The 16321-nt window shown below is 63.6% G+C and carries 16 protein-coding genes; 12 read left to right on the top strand and 4 right to left on the bottom strand.

The window, feature by feature from the left end:
• Positions 1–131: 131 nt before the first annotated feature.
• A complete protein-coding gene (gluQRS, locus tag ACZZ0Q_RS19785; RefSeq protein WP_463541073.1) occupies positions 132–1019 on the bottom strand; it encodes a tRNA glutamyl-Q(34) synthetase GluQRS in 888 nt (295 codons plus the stop codon).
• Between the two features lie 58 nt (positions 1020–1077).
• Complete coding sequence (gene dksA, locus ACZZ0Q_RS19780; protein WP_457438518.1) at positions 1078–1521, bottom strand: RNA polymerase-binding protein DksA; 444 nt, start codon at positions 1519–1521, stop codon at positions 1078–1080.
• A gap of 199 nt (positions 1522–1720) precedes the next feature.
• On the opposite strand from dksA, the gene ACZZ0Q_RS19775 reads away from it, so the two are divergent.
• Together ACZZ0Q_RS19775 and sfsA are read left to right on the top strand one after the other, a co-directional pair.
• On the top strand, positions 1721–2893 hold the full coding sequence (locus ACZZ0Q_RS19775) for a pyridoxal phosphate-dependent aminotransferase (RefSeq protein WP_122493041.1): 1173 nt from the start codon (positions 1721–1723) through the stop codon (positions 2891–2893).
• Positions 2893–3600 (top strand): DNA/RNA nuclease SfsA, encoded by a 708-nt coding sequence (gene sfsA, locus ACZZ0Q_RS19770; RefSeq protein WP_463541074.1) that lies wholly within the window; start codon positions 2893–2895, stop codon positions 3598–3600. The genes ACZZ0Q_RS19775 and sfsA overlap by 1 nt, the downstream gene beginning before the upstream one ends.
• Before the next feature lie 3 nt (positions 3601–3603).
• On the opposite strand, the gene ACZZ0Q_RS19765 is transcribed toward sfsA, so the two are convergent.
• Positions 3604–3927 (bottom strand): Rieske (2Fe-2S) protein, encoded by a 324-nt coding sequence (locus ACZZ0Q_RS19765; RefSeq protein WP_463541075.1) that lies wholly within the window; start codon positions 3925–3927, stop codon positions 3604–3606.
• Positions 3928–3979: 52 nt separating this feature from the next.
• Positions 3980–6208 (bottom strand): TonB-dependent hemoglobin/transferrin/lactoferrin family receptor, encoded by a 2229-nt coding sequence (locus ACZZ0Q_RS19760; RefSeq protein WP_463541076.1) that lies wholly within the window; start codon positions 6206–6208, stop codon positions 3980–3982.
• A 135-nt stretch (positions 6209–6343) separates the two neighbouring features.
• Here ACZZ0Q_RS19760 and ACZZ0Q_RS19755 point away from each other — a divergent pair, with 135 nt between their 5' ends.
• From ACZZ0Q_RS19755 to can, 10 genes are all read left to right on the top strand, one after another.
• Positions 6344–7057 (top strand): energy transducer TonB, encoded by a 714-nt coding sequence (locus ACZZ0Q_RS19755; RefSeq protein ID WP_463541077.1) that lies wholly within the window; start codon positions 6344–6346, stop codon positions 7055–7057.
• Between the two features lie 18 nt (positions 7058–7075).
• A complete protein-coding gene (locus ACZZ0Q_RS19750) occupies positions 7076–8155 on the top strand; it encodes a hemin-degrading factor (RefSeq protein ID WP_463541078.1) in 1080 nt (359 codons plus the stop codon).
• A gap of 107 nt (positions 8156–8262) precedes the next feature.
• Positions 8263–9162 (top strand): heme/hemin ABC transporter substrate-binding protein, encoded by a 900-nt coding sequence (locus ACZZ0Q_RS19745; protein ID WP_463541079.1) that lies wholly within the window; start codon positions 8263–8265, stop codon positions 9160–9162.
• Positions 9159–10196 carry a FecCD family ABC transporter permease gene (locus ACZZ0Q_RS19740; protein WP_463541080.1) on the top strand — a complete coding sequence of 346 codons (1038 nt, stop codon included), beginning with the start codon at positions 9159–9161 and terminating at the stop codon, positions 10194–10196. The genes ACZZ0Q_RS19745 and ACZZ0Q_RS19740 overlap by 4 nt, the downstream gene beginning before the upstream one ends.
• Positions 10196–10963, top strand: coding sequence for a heme ABC transporter ATP-binding protein (locus tag ACZZ0Q_RS19735; protein WP_463541081.1), 768 nt, complete (start codon positions 10196–10198; stop codon positions 10961–10963). The genes ACZZ0Q_RS19740 and ACZZ0Q_RS19735 overlap by 1 nt, the downstream gene beginning before the upstream one ends.
• Positions 10964–10985: 22 nt before the next feature.
• Positions 10986–11858, top strand: a complete 873-nt coding sequence (locus ACZZ0Q_RS19730) for a ChaN family lipoprotein (protein ID WP_463541082.1) — start codon at positions 10986–10988, stop codon at positions 11856–11858.
• Between the two features lie 120 nt (positions 11859–11978).
• Positions 11979–12794 carry an energy transducer TonB gene (locus ACZZ0Q_RS19725; protein WP_463541083.1) on the top strand — a complete coding sequence of 272 codons (816 nt, stop codon included), beginning with the start codon at positions 11979–11981 and terminating at the stop codon, positions 12792–12794.
• Positions 12787–13239 (top strand): ribosomal protein S18-alanine N-acetyltransferase, encoded by a 453-nt coding sequence (gene rimI / locus ACZZ0Q_RS19720; RefSeq protein ID WP_463541084.1) that lies wholly within the window; start codon positions 12787–12789, stop codon positions 13237–13239. Before ACZZ0Q_RS19725 ends, rimI begins: the two co-directional genes overlap by 8 nt.
• A gap of 129 nt (positions 13240–13368) precedes the next feature.
• Complete coding sequence (locus ACZZ0Q_RS19715; protein ID WP_463541085.1) at positions 13369–15306, top strand: bifunctional metallophosphatase/5'-nucleotidase; 1938 nt, start codon at positions 13369–13371, stop codon at positions 15304–15306.
• Positions 15307–15389: 83 nt separating this feature from the next.
• Positions 15390–16034 carry a carbonate dehydratase gene (can, locus tag ACZZ0Q_RS19710; protein ID WP_463560870.1) on the top strand — a complete coding sequence of 215 codons (645 nt, stop codon included), beginning with the start codon at positions 15390–15392 and terminating at the stop codon, positions 16032–16034.
• Positions 16035–16321 lie beyond the last annotated feature (287 nt).

Here is a 16321-nt window from a genome sequence, read left to right as displayed (position 1 = left end):
GGGCTGGAAGGTGCGTTTCCAGGTTGCCCTCTCCCCTAGCCCCTCTCCCGTAAACGGGCGAGGGGAACAAAACGCGGTTCGCCGGTCTACCCTCGCCCGCTTGGGGGAGAGGGGCGGGGGAGAGGGTTGCGTCAGCGCAGCTGCGATTCCGCCAACGTCAGCGTGCGTGGAATGCGCGCGACTTCCCAATGACGAACGCCCCAGGCCAACAATTCTGCTGGCTTGGCGTCGTCCAGTTCCGGCACCACCGCTTGCCCCAGCGCGCGCAAGGCGCGCAGTAGCAAGCGGGCGGCTTCGTGGGTTTCCAGCGGGGGCGAGCGGTAGGATTTTCCCAGTTTGTGGCCATCGGGCTGAATAATCAGCGGCACATGCAAGTAACGCGGGTGCGACAGCCCGAGCAGTTCTTGTAGGTACAACTGGCGCGGCGTGGAATCCAGCAGGTCGGCGCCGCGAACGATGTCGGTCACGCCTTGCCAGGCGTCATCCAGCACCACGGCCAGTTGATAGGCGTACAAACCATCGCGGCGGCGAATCACAAAATCGCCCACGTCGCGGCCCAAATGCTGGCGGTACTCGCCTTGCACGCGGTCGACAAAGTGGTACTCAAGTTCCGGCACCCGCAGGCGAATGGCGGCGCCTTCCTGCTCATGGCCCGCGTTACGGCAGAAGCCCGGATAAACGCCTTGGTAATTCTCCAGTTGCTTGCGCGAACAGGTGCAGGCGTACGCCAGGCCCTGGCTGAACAGGCGCTGCACCACGCTTTCATACACTGCGTGGCGCTCGCTCTGGCGCACCAGTTCGCCGTCCCATTCGAAGCCGTAGCTTTCCAGCGTCTGCAAAATGGCCGATTGGGCGCCGGGTACTTCGCGGGGAGGGTCGATGTCTTCCATGCGCAGCAACCAGGTGCCGCCGCAGGCTTTGGCGTCGAGATAGGAAGCGAGGGCCGCCACCAGCGAGCCGAAGTGCAGGTAGCCGCTGGGCGTAGGGGCGAAGCGCCCGATGTAGGCTGGAGTGGTCATACGCGAGAAAAGGTCATGACAGAAATGAAGCGGGGCGCCTAAGCGCCCCGTTCTCAGATCAGGAACCGATCTGCTTTTCTTTGATTTCCGCCAGGGTTTTGCAATCGATGCAAAGGGTGGCGGTAGGGCGGGCTTCGAGGCGGCGGATGCCGATCTCAACGCCGCAGGAATCGCACCAGCCGTAATCGTTGTCTTCGATGAGTTGAAGCGTCTGATCGATTTTCTTGATCAGCTTGCGCTCACGATCACGGGCACGCAGTTCCAGGCTGAATTCTTCTTCCTGGCTGGCACGGTCGGCCGGGTCAGGGAAGTTGGCCGCTTCGTCCTGCATGTGATGCACAGTCCGATCGACTTCCTGCATCAGCTCAAGCTTCCACTTGCCCAGAATATTGGTGAAGTGCGCACGCATTGGCTCACTCATGTACTCCTCACCCTTGGTTTCTTTATACGGTTCGAAACCACGGTTGAGCGGGTCGTTCTTTGCTTTTGCTTTGGTGGGCATGGATGACCGCCTCTTGAAAACTCTCTAATCCACTGCGCAGGATTACTGTCCATTGCCGTCATTTATTGCCGGCCCTGCGGCTGCAAGCGGGCGAACTTACCAGATCGCCTTCGCCTATGCCACTCCCGGTTGTCATCGTGCTGCTGTTTAGCCAACTGGTTGGGTAGAATCGCCGCCTGAACTTATATAAGGAAGGCCGATGACTTCGCCCTACAGTGCTCGCAGCCGCGCGATTGAGCCGTTTCACGTGATGGCGCTGCTGGCGCGGGCCAATCAATTGCAGGCCGACGGCCATGATGTAATCCACCTGGAAATCGGCGAGCCGGACTTCACCACCGCCGCGCCCATCGTCGCTGCCGGCCAGGCCGCCTTGGCCGATGGCCATACCCGCTACACCGCCGCCCGCGGCTTGCCGGCCCTGCGCGAGGCCATATCCAATTTCTACGCGCAACGTTATCGATTGAGCATAGACCCCGAACGCATCCTGATTACGCCCGGCGGTTCGGGTGCGTTGCTGCTGGCCAGCGCCTTGCTGGTCGACCCCGGCAAACACTGGCTGCTCGCCGACCCAGGCTACCCGTGCAACCGTCATTTCCTACGGCTGGTGGAAGGCGCTGCGCAGCTGGTACCGGTCGGTCCGGACGTGCGCTACCAACTGACGCCTGAACTGGTCGACCGCCACTGGGACCGCGACAGCGTCGGCGCGCTGGTGGCCTCGCCGGCCAACCCGACCGGCACCTTGTTGTCGCGTGAAGAATTGGGCGGTTTGTCCAAAGCCATCAAGGGGCACGGCGGCCACTTGGTGGTGGACGAGATCTACCACGGCCTGACTTACGGTGTGGATGCCGCCAGCGTGTTGGAAGTCGACAACGACGCCTTCGTGCTCAATAGCTTCTCCAAATACTTCGGCATGACCGGCTGGCGTTTGGGCTGGCTGGTGGCGCCGCCGCAAGCGGTGGGTGAACTAGAGAAACTGGCGCAGAACCTCTATATCAGCGCGCCAAGCATGGCCCAGCACGCCGCGTTGGCGTGCTTTGAACCCGCCACGCTGGAGATTCTCGAACAGCGCCGTGGCGAATTTGCCCGCCGTCGCGACTTCCTGTTGCCCGCACTGCGCGAATTGGGTTTCGGCATTGCCGTGGAACCGGAAGGCGCCTTCTATTTATATGCAGACATCAGCGCCTTTGGCGGCGACGCCTTTGCCTTCTGCCAGCACTTCCTGGAAACCGAGCATGTCGCGTTCACCCCGGGCCTGGATTTCGGCCGCTATCAAGCCGGCCATCACGTGCGTTTTGCCTACACGCAAAGCCTGCCGCGCCTGCAGGAAGCGGTCGAGCGTATCGCTCGCGGCCTGAAAACCTGGCGGCCTTGATGCTGTTTTCACCGCTATTAGAAGAAGGCCGCCTGATCCGCCGCTACAAACGCTTCCTCGCCGACATCGAAACGCTTCACGGCGAGCCGCTGACCATTCACTGCCCCAACACCGGCTCTATGTCCAATTGCATGGTCGAGGGCGGCGCCGTGTGGTTCAGCCGTTCCAACGACCCGAAGCGCAAGTTGCCCGGCACCTGGGAACTGGCCGAAACCCCGCAAGGCCGCTGGGCCTGTGTGAACACGGCGCGGGCCAATCCGCTGGTGGAGGAAGCGCTGCGCGAAGGCGTGATCAGCGAGCTAGCCGGCTTTACCACGCTTAAACGTGAAGTGCCCTACGGCGAGGAAAGCAGCCGCATCGACTTCGTTTTGGAATACCCAACCGGCATGGCGTACGTGGAAGTGAAAAGCGTGACCCTGGGCTTTGAAGGCACCCGCGTGGCGGCGTTTCCCGACGCCAAAACCCAGCGCGGCGCCAAGCATTTGCGCGAGCTGGCCAACCTGGCGCGCCAGGGCATTCGTGCGGTGCAGTTGTATTGCGTGAACCTGTCGGATATCGACGCGGTTCGCCCGGCCGGGGAAATTGACGCGGCCTATGCCGAGGCGCTGAAAGAAGCCAAAGCGGCTGGCGTCGAAGTGCTGGCTTACGGCGCGGTGCTGACGCCGACGGAAATCAGGCTGACGCGCCGCCTCGACGTGCAGCTATAACCATCAAGTCGGCACGTCGACCCAAATGCCGCTGGCGTCTTCGCGGCAGCCGAGGGCGGTCAGCGCTTCGCCCTCACACGGGCCGGTAATGCATTCGCCCGACTCGATCAAAAACAAGGCGCCATGGCGCGCGCACTGAATCAGGCTCTGGCTGCTGTCGAGAAACTCATCCGCCTGCCATTCCAGCGTCACGCCTTTGTGCGGGCAGCGGTTGATATAGGCGTACACCTGGCCTTGCTTGCGCACGGCCACCAGCTTTATCCCGCCCAAGAAAAAGCCCCGGCTCTGGCCTTCAGCCAAAGATTCCGGGGCGCAGAGAAACTGCATAGACGCCTCCAGGTGAACGGGGATTATCCCGTGCACCCGGGGTGGACGGTAGTCAGATTTCCCAGATGAAGTTAACGGCGGCGTGGCGGCCGGGCTGGGAGTAGCGGTCCAGGCCGGTGTTGAGGGAGGTCAGGCCGCGAACATCACCCCATTGCCAGTACTCTTTGTCGCCCAAGTTGTAGAGGCCGGCGTTTACCGAGAATTCGTCGCTAATCTGCCACCACCCGTTCAAGTCCAGCACACCATAGCCGGAGGGCTCGTATTGGCTGGGCGTGCCGCCTTCATTGGTTGGGCTGTTGTTGACCCGCTCCTTGGCCGCTACGAGTGTCCAGTTCAGGCTGCCGCCGAACTTGCCGGTTGGCGCGGCGTAGCCCAGGCCGAACACGCCTTTGAGCGGGTCGACACTATTAATAGGCTCGCCCGTTCCTTCGTCTTCCCCGCGTGCATACGCCACGGTGCCGATGGCCTTCCAGCCCGCTGGCATTACGCCAAGCTGGTCGAGGAACAACTCACCTTTGGCTTCAGCGCCGCGAATGGTGACGCGGTCCATGTTGATGTACTGAAAGTCGGTAGTGAGCGGTGGCAGCGCAGAGGTGCGGCTCTGCTGTTCGATAAAGTCTTTGTAACGGTTGTAAAACAGCGCGGCGCCGAAGCTGCCCACGCGGTACTGGCCGCGCAAACCAATCTCATAGCTATCGCTGGTTTCCGCTTTCAGGCTGGTGTTGGCAATGGTGCGGTAGCGCGCGGTGCTGTTGACGAACTCGCCGAACATTTCCACCGCCTGCGGAGCGCGGAAGCCCGCTGCGTACTGGCCGTACACGCTGTGGGCGTCGTCGACCTGGAAGGTCACGCCCAGCTTCGGCGAAATGTGCTCGTCTTTGGTGTCGTCAGGGCTGGCATCGGTGGCGCCGCTGTTGAGGTATTCGTCGGTGACGTGGGGCTTCATTTCGAAACGGTCATAGCGCACGCCCGGCAGGATGGTCCACGCGCCGATGGTCATTTCGTTCTGGGCGAACAGTGCGTATTCCTTGGTGGTTGGGTCCGGGAAGTCGCTGATCGGGAAGGCGTCTCCACCTGGCGCGACAGGCACTGCCGCCCCGGTAGCACGCACGGTTTCCGCGCCACGACGCAGATCGCTGTTCTCCAAACGCTTCACGTCGAAGCCATAAATCAGCTGATGGTTAACCAGGCCGGTGGCGAACGCTTTGTCGAACTTGGCGTTAAGCACCCACAGTTTTTCTTCGTAGCTGGAATCGCGGTAACGGTCGCGCAGTGCGGACGCAACGAAACGCTCCTGCTCGGTACGCTGGCGCATCTGGCTTTCCTGGTAATCCAGATGCCAGTCGACTTTGTCCACCAACAAGGTGTTCAGCTCGAACTGGTGCTGAAGGCTGTAGCGCTCGCGGTCGGTGCTGTCGATGGCGTCCGAGGTGCGGATGGTCGCGGTGTTGCTGTATTCGCTGAGCACCTGGGTGTCGGTGTCGACGGAATAGCGCTCGTAGGTCAGTTGCAGGCGGTCGTTGCCGTAGTAATTCCAGCCGCCTTTGACCAGCAGGTTTTCGGCGCTGTAGTCCTGCGGGTTGGCTTCGCCACGGCTGGCGCCAATGCCGTCGCGCCCGCCAAACGAATCCACTTCCTGGCCATTGCGGTGGCCGATGTGCACCACGCCGTCGACGCTGCCCAGGCGGCCGGCAACGGTGGCGCTGCGCATCCAGCTGTCGTCGGAGGTGTCGAAGCCGGTTTTCAGGCGGGCGTACGCGTCGTCGCCGTCTTCCAGATAATCCGCCGCGTCTTTGGTGAGAAAGCTCACCGCACCGCCGATGGCGTCGCTGCCGTACAGGGACGAAGCGGGGCCACGGATGATTTCGACCTGCTTCATGGTGTCGGGGTCGATGTAGTCGCGGCGCGCTTCCATAAACGGCCCGAACGTAAAGGCGTCCGGCACGGCCACGCCGTCTACTTGGGTCAATACCCGATTGCCGCCGATGCCGCGAATGGTAAAGCCCGACAAGCCGAACCGGCTGCCGGAACCACCCACCGAAACGCCCGGTTCGTAACGCACCAAATCCTTGATGTCTTTGACGTTGTTCTGGTCGATATCGCGCTCGGTCATCACCGACACGGTGCTCGGCACTTCATCAAGCTTCTGCTCGGTGCGGGTGGCAGTGACGGTAACCGTGTCGAACTGGGTCGGGGTTTTGTCGGCGGCGGCGGCCAGCGAGGGCGAAAGCAGCAGCAACACCAGCCAGGGCTTGCGGGCGAAGGGCGGACGAAGGGACATGGATCTACTCCTAGATCGTTAACGTCGGGCGGCTACTTTGGCCACCGGTTTGATATCGGGCCGCACGTTAACGATATTGACATGCAGATGCAAACAATTATCAAATAGATTAAATCTTGGTAATCGTGGCATCCGATGCGACGCTTCTCGGTGTATTTCCTGCTTTCGCTCGCGCTGCATGCGGCGGCGAGTTTGCTGCTGCGCGAGCCGGTCGTAGAGCCTGGCCGCGCTCGCGATCTGGCTTCAAACGAGCCGGCGGCCATGCTCATTCAACTGCCGCCAGCCCCGGCGCCGGCGGCGGTTGTCATGGCGCAGCCGGCCGTCCGGGAACCGGTGCCCGAACCCGCCGCAACACCGATTCCGCCCGTGGCGAAAGCGGCGATGGTGGAGCGCAAAGTCGAGCCGCGCGCCATGGCCAAGCACGTGGTCAAGCCGAGCAAACCGGTGACCAAACCGGCGCCGCCTAAACCAGAAATAACTGAAACAGCCGAGGTTGCATTGCCGACTGCCGCCACCGCCGCTGGCCCCGTTTCCCCTACGCCGAAACCGGTGGTGAGCGAAGTGCTCAGCCGTCGCCCTAGTTATTTACAGGCGCCCAAACAGCCGCGGTACCCGAACCTGGCCAAGCGTCGAAATCAGCAAGGCGTTGTGGTGCTGGAAGTGCGGCTGGATGAGCGCGGCCAGCAGCGCGCGCTGCAAATTGTGCGTTCGTCCGGCATCGACAGCCTGGATGAAGCCGCGCTGGAGGCGGTGGCCGACTGGCAGTTCCGCCCCGAAACCGTGGACGGCCGCGCTGTGCCGAGCCGCGTACAAATACCTATTGAGTTCGCCCTCACGGTGAGCCGTTGATTGATCGAGGAGTTGTCCATGACGAGCGCCATTCAGGCTGCACACCCAACCGCCGCTGCCAACGAGCTGTACCTGGCCTGGCAAACCCTGCGCGGCGAACAGCCGAAACTGCGCGCCCGCGATGCTGCCGCGCATTTGGCGGTCAGCGAAGGCGAGCTGGTCGCCAGCCGCTTGGGCGTCGATACCGTGCGCCTGAACCCGGCGTGGGCCACGTTGTTACCGGCGCTCGGCGAGTTGGGTTACGTGATGGCGCTGACCCGCAATGAACACTGCGTGCACGAGCGCAAAGGTTATTACCGCGACGTCACCGTGATGGCGAACGGGCAGATGGGCCTGGTGGTTTCCCCTGACATCGACCTGCGCCTGTTCCTCGGCGGCTGGGCCAGCGTGTTCGCCGTCGCCGAAGAAACCGGCAACGGCACGCAACGCAGCATCCAGGTGTTCGACCATCAAGGCATGGCCGTGCATAAAGTATTCTTCACCGAAGACAGTGACGAAGCCGCCTGGGCGCCGCTGATCGAGCGTTTCCGCGCCGAGGAACAAAGCGCCACGCTGGAACTGAAGCCGATGCCGGAACCGGTGGTGGCCAAGCCAGACGCCGACATCGACGTCGACTCCCTGCGCGCCGGCTGGTCCACCCTAAAAGACACCCACCACTTCTTTGCCCTGCTGAAAAAGCACGACACCACCCGCACCCAAGCGCTGCGTTTGGCCGGGCACGAGTGGGCTGAGCCGTTGGCACCCTCCGAATTGCCGACGCTGATGGAAGCAGCGGGCGCCACCGATGTGCCGCTGATGGTGTTTGTCGGCAACCGCCACTGCATTCAGATTCACAGCGGCCCGGTGAAAAACCTGCGCTGGATGGACACCTGGTTCAACGTGCTCGACCCGGCCTTCAACCTGCACCTGAAAACCCCCGCCGTGGCCGAGCTGTGGCGTGTGCGCAAGCCTAGCAGCGATGGCGTGATCACCAGCTGGGAAGCCTTCGACGCGGACGGCGAGCTGATCGTGCAGCTGTTCGGCGCGCGCAAACCCGGCGTGCCGGAACTCAGCGAATGGCGCGCCCTGGCCGAGGCGCCGCCGGTGCTCGCGGTTTAATCCCGGCGCCGCAGCGCTACACAACCAGCCTGTACCTTCTATATAGGTACAGGCTGGTTTTTTATGCCGTTCGTGCAAAGCAGTGAGCCGACTTCCTGGAGTTTTTTATGCGTGTGTCTGTCCGTCTCGCCAGCCTGTGCTGCGCCATTGTTCTGAGCCAAACGGTGCTCGCCGCCGACACCCTGCCGCAGCGCTGGGTCAGTGCGGGCGGCTCGATCACCGAGTGGGTGGTCACGCTCGGCGGCCAAGGCAAACTGGTGGGTGTCGACACCACCAGCCTTAACCCGCCTGAACTGAAGCAGCTGCCGAGCATTGGCTACCAACGTCAGCTGGCCGCCGAAGGTATTTTGAGCCTTAAGCCGGACCTGCTCGTGGGCAGCGAAGAAATGGGCCCGCCGCCCGTATTGGCACAGGTTAAAAATGCCGGCGTAACGGTGGAATCGCTATCGACCAAAGCCGATCTGCCGACCTTGGAACACAGCCTCCAGCGCATCGGCACGCTGCTGGGCGATCAACCGCGCGCCTCCAGCGCGTTCGCTGCCTACCAACAGCGCCTGAAAAAACAGGCCGACTGGGTGAGCGCCGCGCAAGCCAGCACGGCCGCCCCGAGTGTGCTGCTGTTGTTATCCCACGCCGGCAGCAGCCCCATGGCCGCTGGGCAAGACACCCTCGGCGCCTGGCTGATCGAACAGGCCGGCGGGCACAGCGTCACCACCCATTCCAGCTACAAAGCGCTGTCGACCGAAGCGTTGCTGGCGCTGGACCCGGAGGTGATTATTTTCGCCGACCGCAGCATTGCCGGCGCCGAGGCGAAAGCGGCGTTGCTTAAACAGAACCCGGCACTGGCCGCCACCCGCGCGGCAAAAAATGATCGCCTGCTGGCCATCGACCCAACGCTGCTGGTGGGCGGTTTGGGCCCGCGCGTTCCCGACGCGCTGGCAACCCTCAGCGCAGGCTTCTATCCTGCCGCGCAACCCCTGACTGCCGACGCTAAGCCGCAACCATGAATCCAGTTGTACTGCCGCGCTCACTGTTTATTGCACTGGGCCTGTTGCTCGCGCTCGCCTTGCTGCTGTCGTTGGCGCTCGGGCCGGTGAGCTTGCCGCTGATGGACACACTCAATGCCGCGCTGCGTGTGTTCGGTATTCCGGTAGGCGGCGCCGAGCTTGCCCAGGCCGAGCTGATCATCGGCCAGATTCGCATGCCGAGAACCTTGCTCGGCCTGGCGGTGGGCGCGGTGCTGGCGCTGGCCGGCGTGGCGATGCAGGGATTGTTTCGCAACCCGTTGGCCGACCCCGGCCTGGTCGGCGTTTCTAGCGGCGCGGCGTTGGGGGCGGCGATTGCGATTGTCGGCGGCGCCTCGTTGGGCGGTGTGCCGGAAGCGTTCGCGCCGTACCTGTTGTCGGCCAGCGCCTTTGCCGGTGGCCTGGTAGTGACCGCGCTGGTCTACCGCCTCGGCAGCCGCAACGGTCAGACCAGCGTGTCGACCATGCTGCTCGCCGGCATCGCACTCACCGCGTTGGCCGGCGCGGTTATCGGCCTGTTCACCTACCTGGCGGACGACGCCACGCTGCGCACCCTCACATTCTGGAACCTGGGTAGCCTCAACGGCGCCAGCTATTCGCGGCTCTGGCCGTTGCTGGTGGTTACGCTGGCGGTCGGCCTGTGGCTGCCCAAACGCGCGAAGGCGTTGAATGCGTTGCTGCTCGGTGAATCGGAAGCGCGGCACCTGGGTTTTGATATCGAGCGGGTCAAACGCGAGCTGGTGTTCTGCACCGCGCTCGGCGTCGGCGCTGCGGTGGCGGCGGCCGGCATGATCGGCTTTATCGGTCTGGTGGTGCCGCACCTGGTGCGCTTGCTGGTGGGGCCGGATCACCGCGTGCTGCTGCCGGCTTCAGCCCTGGCCGGTGCGGCGTTGCTGCTGTTTGCCGATGTGGTGGCGCGGCTGGTGCTGGCGCCGGCTGAATTGCCGATTGGCATCGTGACTGCCCTGATTGGCGCGCCGTTCTTTCTTTATCTGCTGCTGCGAGGACGCGCCTGATGCTGTGCGCCGAAAACCTGACCATTCAACGCGGCAGTAAACGCGTGCTGACCGGCATTAATCTGGCCCTGCAGCCCGGCGAAATGCTCGGCGTGCTCGGCCCCAACGGCGCCGGCAAAAGCACCTTGCTGGATGCCCTGAGCGGTGAGCTGAAACCCAGCGAAGGGCGCATCAGCCTGGACGGCCGTGCGCTCAACGAGTGGACCGGCCCTGAGCGCGCGCAACGGTTGGCGATACTGCCGCAAACCTCGACCCTGAATTTCGCCTTCCGCGTCGAAGACGTGGTCGGCATGGGCCGCCTGCCCCACGCCACCGGCCGCCTGCGTGATGAGCAAATCATTGCCGAGGCGCTGGGCGCCGCCGATGCCGGTCATTTGGCCGGCCGCAATTACCTGGAGTTGTCCGGCGGCGAGCGTCAGCGCGTGCACCTGGCGCGGGTGCTGGCACAGCTATGGCCGGGCGCCAGCGGGCAAACCCTGCTGCTGGATGAGCCGACCTCCATGCTCGACCCGCTGCACCAACACATCACCCTGCAGGCCGCGCGGAACATCGCCGCCAACGGCGTAGCGGTGCTGGTGATTCTGCACGACCTGAACCTGGCCGCCCGCTACTGCGACCGCCTGTTACTGCTGCACAACGGCGGCGCCCACGCGCTGGGTACGCCTGATGAGGTGCTGCAAGCCGAACCGCTGCGCGCCGTGTTTGATCTGGAAGTGCTGGTGCAGCGCCACCCCGAGCGCGGCCATCCGCTGATCATTGCCCGTTAAGCCCCGCTATCAAGGAGCGACCATGCGTTTCGTTTTACTGCTGTGTGTGTTTCTGACGGGCTGCCAGGCCCTGCCGCCGTTGCCGGACTGGCAGGCGCCAAAAGATCGCGACCACGCCGACGTCGGCGTTATTCGCGATCTGCGTACCGGCGAATCACTGAGCCCTGAACAGCTCGTGCAGCGTCTGGCCCCGGCGCCGCGTGTGCTGGTTGGCGAGCAACACGACAACCCCGACCACCACGCCCTGGAACTTTGGCTGCTGCAAGCGCTGGAGCAGAAACGCCCGCAAGGCAGCGTGCTGATGGAAATGCTCAACCCGGACCAACAAGCCAAGGTCGATGCGGCGCATGGCCAGGCGCCGACCGATTTACCCACCGCGCTGGCCTGGCAGCAAAACTGGGACTGGGCGATGTACGGCCCCCTCGTCCGCCACGCGCTGGCTCAGCCGTATCCCTTGCTGGCGGCCAATCTGGACCGCAGCGAAATCATGGGCATTTACAAAACCAAGCCGGTATTGAGCGGAACGGCCTCGACCGCGCCGAGCGTACAAGCGCCGTTGCTGGAACAAATTCGCGAGTCCCATTGCGGCTTGCTGCCCGAGTCGCAATTGCCCGCCATGCTGGCGGTGCAGCAACAACGCGACCGGCGCATGGCCCAGCAATTATCAGCCGCCGCGCAACCGGCGCTGTTGTTTGCCGGCGCGTTTCATGTGCGCCGTGACGTGGGCGTGCCGCTGCACCTGACGGACCTGGGCGCAGGGCAGGGCAGCGTCACGCTGGTACTGGCAGAAGTGGGCAAGACCGTGCCGGCAAGCTCAGCCGATTACGTCTGGTACACCCCGGCAGTTGCCGACATCGACCACTGCGCCGAGCTGCGCAAGTCCATGGGTCAGTAACGTCGCGCCTTCCCGCCACCGGCAATTCCGGCGACAATCGCGTTTCCTCGCGACAGTCACACCGGCCCTTGCGCAGGTGTGTGGAGTTGACATGAATGCTTGCTTGCCCGAGGCGCTGCTGTGATCACTGAGTTGCGCCGCCGCGCCTATTTAAATGCCATGCAGGTCGCCAACTGGTTGCCGCGCGTGGCCCTGCCGTTCGCCGCGCCTTCGCGCCCGGAACTGCTCGAACCGCTGGCCGACGAGCCTGTGATTGCCGTTGCCGAAGTACCGGTTGAGCGCGCGCCTGAACCGGTCGCCGTGCCCGCTGCGCCGGTGGTCAGTGAACGGCCGAAAATTGAAGTACCGCGCCCCAGCGCCCGCGTCGAAGCCAAACCCGAGCCGGTCGCCGCTGAGGAAAAGGCGGCGGTTGCGCCAGCCAAAGTCGCCCCCGTTGCGCCGCCGCGCTTCAGCCTGCAACTGCTGCGTGCCGGCTCGTGCGTGATTCTCGCCGAGCTGTCGACCGGCGAACCGTTTGCCGCCCGCGACCCTGCTTATCTACTGCTCAAAGACCTGCTGCGCGCCGCCGGCCTGCCCGACAGCCCGCAAATCATCGGCGAGCCGGTGCGCTGGCCGCTGCTGGCGCGCGGCAACCTCGACCAGGGCCCGCAAGCCGCGTTGGAATATGTGCAAGGTTTCCTGATGGCCCGCCTGGAAGAAGAGCCCGACTGCAAATGCCTGTGGTTGGTCGGGTTGCCGGCCATTCGGTTTGCCGGCGAGGCGGATGAGCAGGTGTACAACCGCGAACTTCAGGTTGAAGGCCTTGGCGCGGCCTGGGCGTTGCCGAGCCTGGAACTGCTGATGGACGAGCCGGCGCGCAAGGCGCCGCTGTGGCAAGCCATGCAGCGCGTGATGCGGCGCTGGCACACGCAAGGGGCCGAGTCGCTGCATGAATGACACCGTAATCATCCGTCCCATGACCGAGGCGGATCTCGACGAAGTGGTGCAAATCGAATGCGCCGCCTTCAGCCACCCGTGGTCGCGCAAGCTATTCAGCGACGGCCTCAGCAGCTACGACTGCTGGGTGATGTTTGAAGGCGAGCGTCAGGTCGGCCACGCCGTGCTGAGCGTGATCATCGACGAAGCCCATCTGCTCAACATCACCGTGGCCCCGCACTGCCAGGGCCGGGGTTTGGGGCTGCTGCTGCTGGAGCGCCTGATGCAGCGCGCGCTCGAACTGAAAGCCGGCGAATGCTTTCTGGAAGTGCGCGCCAGCAATCTGGCGGCGTATCGCTTGTACGAGCGCTACGGCTTCAACGAAATCGGCCGGCGCCGCGACTACTACCCGGCGCCGGGTGGCCGCGAAGACGCGTTGGTCATGGCCTGCACCTTGTTCGACTGAGCGCCACGGTCCTGACTTGATTGGCTACAGCGCCCGGCGCGTTCGGTCGCTGTGACGGGCTTGGCGCTCGCCCATACTGCCGGCCACGTTTTCGGGCCGACGGTTGGGCCCATGAATAAGGACTCGTTCATGCTCGTTCGCCTGCTTTCACTGGCCTCGCTTCTGGGCCTAATGCTCACCGCCAGCGGCGCCCACGCTGCGCCGCGCGATTTCACCATTCTGCACACCAACGACTGGCAGTCGCGCCTGCTCGGGTTTGGGCCAAACAACGAATACACCCCGGCCACCGTCAACGACGACGGCACGGTGGGCGGCGTGGCGCGGCTGGCCACGCTGGTCAAAGCCCGTCGCGAGGCGGCCGGCGAACAGCCCTTGCTGCTGCTCGATGCGGGCGACTTCACCATGGGCACGCTGTTTCACACCATCACCCGCGAAGCCGGCAGCGAGCTGCGTTTGATGAGCCAGATTGGCTACGACGCCACCACCCTCGGCAACCACGAATTCGACTTCCGCCCCATGGGCCTGGCCGCCATGCTCAATGCGGCCGCCAAGGCCGAAGGCGATGCGCTGGTGCCGGTGATTGCCAGCAACATTCAGTTCGACGCCAACAACCCCGCCGACGACAGCCTCAAAGCCCAGCAAGACGCCGGCCGCATCGTGCCGTACAAAATCGTTGAGAAAGGCGGCATTCGCTTTGGTCTGTTCGGCCTGCTTGGTTACAACGCCATTGCCGTGTCGCCGATGACCAAACCGGTGACCTTCGCCGACCCCATCGAAACCGCAAAAACCATGGTCAAGAAACTGCGCGAGGACGACAAGGTCGACGTGGTCATCCTGCTTTCACACATGGGTGTGGCCCAGCAAGACGACGGCAGCTGGCGCGGCGAAGAGGTGGAAATGGTCGAGCAGGTGCCGGGCATAGACATCGTGGTGGGCGGCCATTCCCACGTCGCCTTGCCGCAGCCGGTGCTGGTCAACGGCCACACGCCGGTGGTGCAGGCCGGTTCGGAAATTCAATACCTGGGCGAGCTGCACATGCGCTTGGGCGATGACGGCAAAACCCAGGTGCGCGACTACAGCCTGCACCCGATTAACGACCAGACCGCAGGCGACGGCGTCATCACCACCCTGGTCGACGACTTCAAACAGCACGTCAGCCAGCAGATGCTCGAACCCAAGGGCTACCGCTTCGACCAGCCGCTGGCAAGCGTGGATAAAACCCTGACCCGCGAGCACGACGACCCGATTCTCGCCAACCTGGTGACCGACGCCCTGCGCGACGCCACGGGCAGCGACATTGCTTTTACCGGCAACGGCACCATCCGCGACGACATGATCAAAGGCCGCACCGGCATTCAGGCGGTGTCCGACCTGTTCCGTATCGCGCCGCTGGGCATCGGCCAACTGGACGACGCGCCGGGCTATCCGCTGGTCAAGGTGTACGTCACCGGCAAAGAACTGAAAGACATTCTGGAAGTGCTGCTGCTGGCCTACCAGATGCGCGACAGCGACAGCTACTTTCCCCGCGTGGCCGGCCTGCGCTTCAGCTACAACCCCTACCGCGTGCCGTTCGACCGGGTGAGCACAGTTGAGCTGGGCGACGCCGTGCGCGGCTACCGTGACCTCGATCTCGACGATCCACGGCTCTACAGCATTGGTGCCAGCAGTTATGTCGGCGGTTTTACCTGGCTGATTTCCGACCTCAGCAAAGGCCTGATGACCGTGGTGCCCAAAGACGCCAACGGCCAGCCGCTGGCCGAGCTCAACGACGCCATCATCGACGCCGACCCCAACACCCCCGGCGTGCAGGAATACAAAGAATGGCAAGGCTTGCTCGACCACATCCGCCGTCTGCCCGACCTTAACGGCGATGGCCTGGCCGACATTCCCACCAGCGGCCCGGCGGCCGAGCCACGCATGCTGCGCGCGCCAAGCTTTGCCCCGGCGGCAATGTTCCGCTACGCCGGTCCGCTGCAATGGGGCGTGAGCGTGGTGATTGTGCTGGGCGTGCTGCTGATTCTATGGCTACTGCGCCAAGCGTTTCGCCGCAGGCCGCGTCGCGCTTAACGCTGTGACCCGGCTCACCGCGCGCTTGTCAAAGGCACCAGGCACCCCGTAGGGTGCCCATCGGACTTTCTGGGAGAACTGACATGAGCGATCTGCAGCAGCTGTTTGACAACAACGAGCGGTGGGCCGAATCCATCAAGCAGGAAGACCCTGAGTTCTTCGAAAAGCTGGCGCGCCAGCAAGTGCCGGAATACCTCTGGATCGGTTGCTCCGACGCCCGCGTGCCGGCCAACGAAATCGTCGGCATGTTGCCCGGCGATCTGTTCGTGCACCGCAACGTCGCCAACGTGGTGCTGCACACTGACCTCAACTGCATGTCGGTCATCCAGTACGCCGTCGACGTGCTCAAGGTCAAACACATCCTCGTCACGGGCCACTACGGCTGCGGCGGCGTTCGCGCCTCGATGAACGATGCACAGCTGGGCCTGATCGACGGCTGGATCCGCACCATCCGCGACCTCTACTACGAACAGCGCGATCACCTGGCCCTGCTGCCCACCGAAGAAGAGCGGGTCGACCGCTTGTGTGAACTGAACGTTATCCAGCAAGTGGCCAACGTCAGCCACACCACGATTGTTCAAAACGCCTGGCACCGCGGCCAAAGCCTGTCGGTACACGGCTGCATCTACGGGATCAAAGACGGCCGCTGGAAAAACCTCAACGTCACCGTCAGCGGCATGGAACAACTTCCCCCCCAATACCGCCTGCGCCCGCTGGGCGAAAGCTGAGCCAAAAGCATCGCGGCTACAGTCCACAGGAATGGAAAGTGGCCTGTCGCGACGCGCTGGAGTTGCGATTCTGGATTCCCGCCTCCGCGGGAATGACGAGGAATTTGCGGGCCACACCCGTCATCCTCGCGCACGCGGGGATCCAGAATCGTGAAGGGGAATGCCGATTGTGGGAATCGCCGAGATCAAGCGCATCGTTCCTACAAACCGCACCCCTGTAGGAGCGGCTTCAGCCGCGAGCTTTTGATCTCAAAATCCCATCCAAACAACAAAGCTTCGCGAGCAAG

Source organism: Pseudomonas sp. AC070, assembly GCF_979258635.1.
This window is presented reverse-complemented; position numbering and strand designations above follow the sequence as displayed.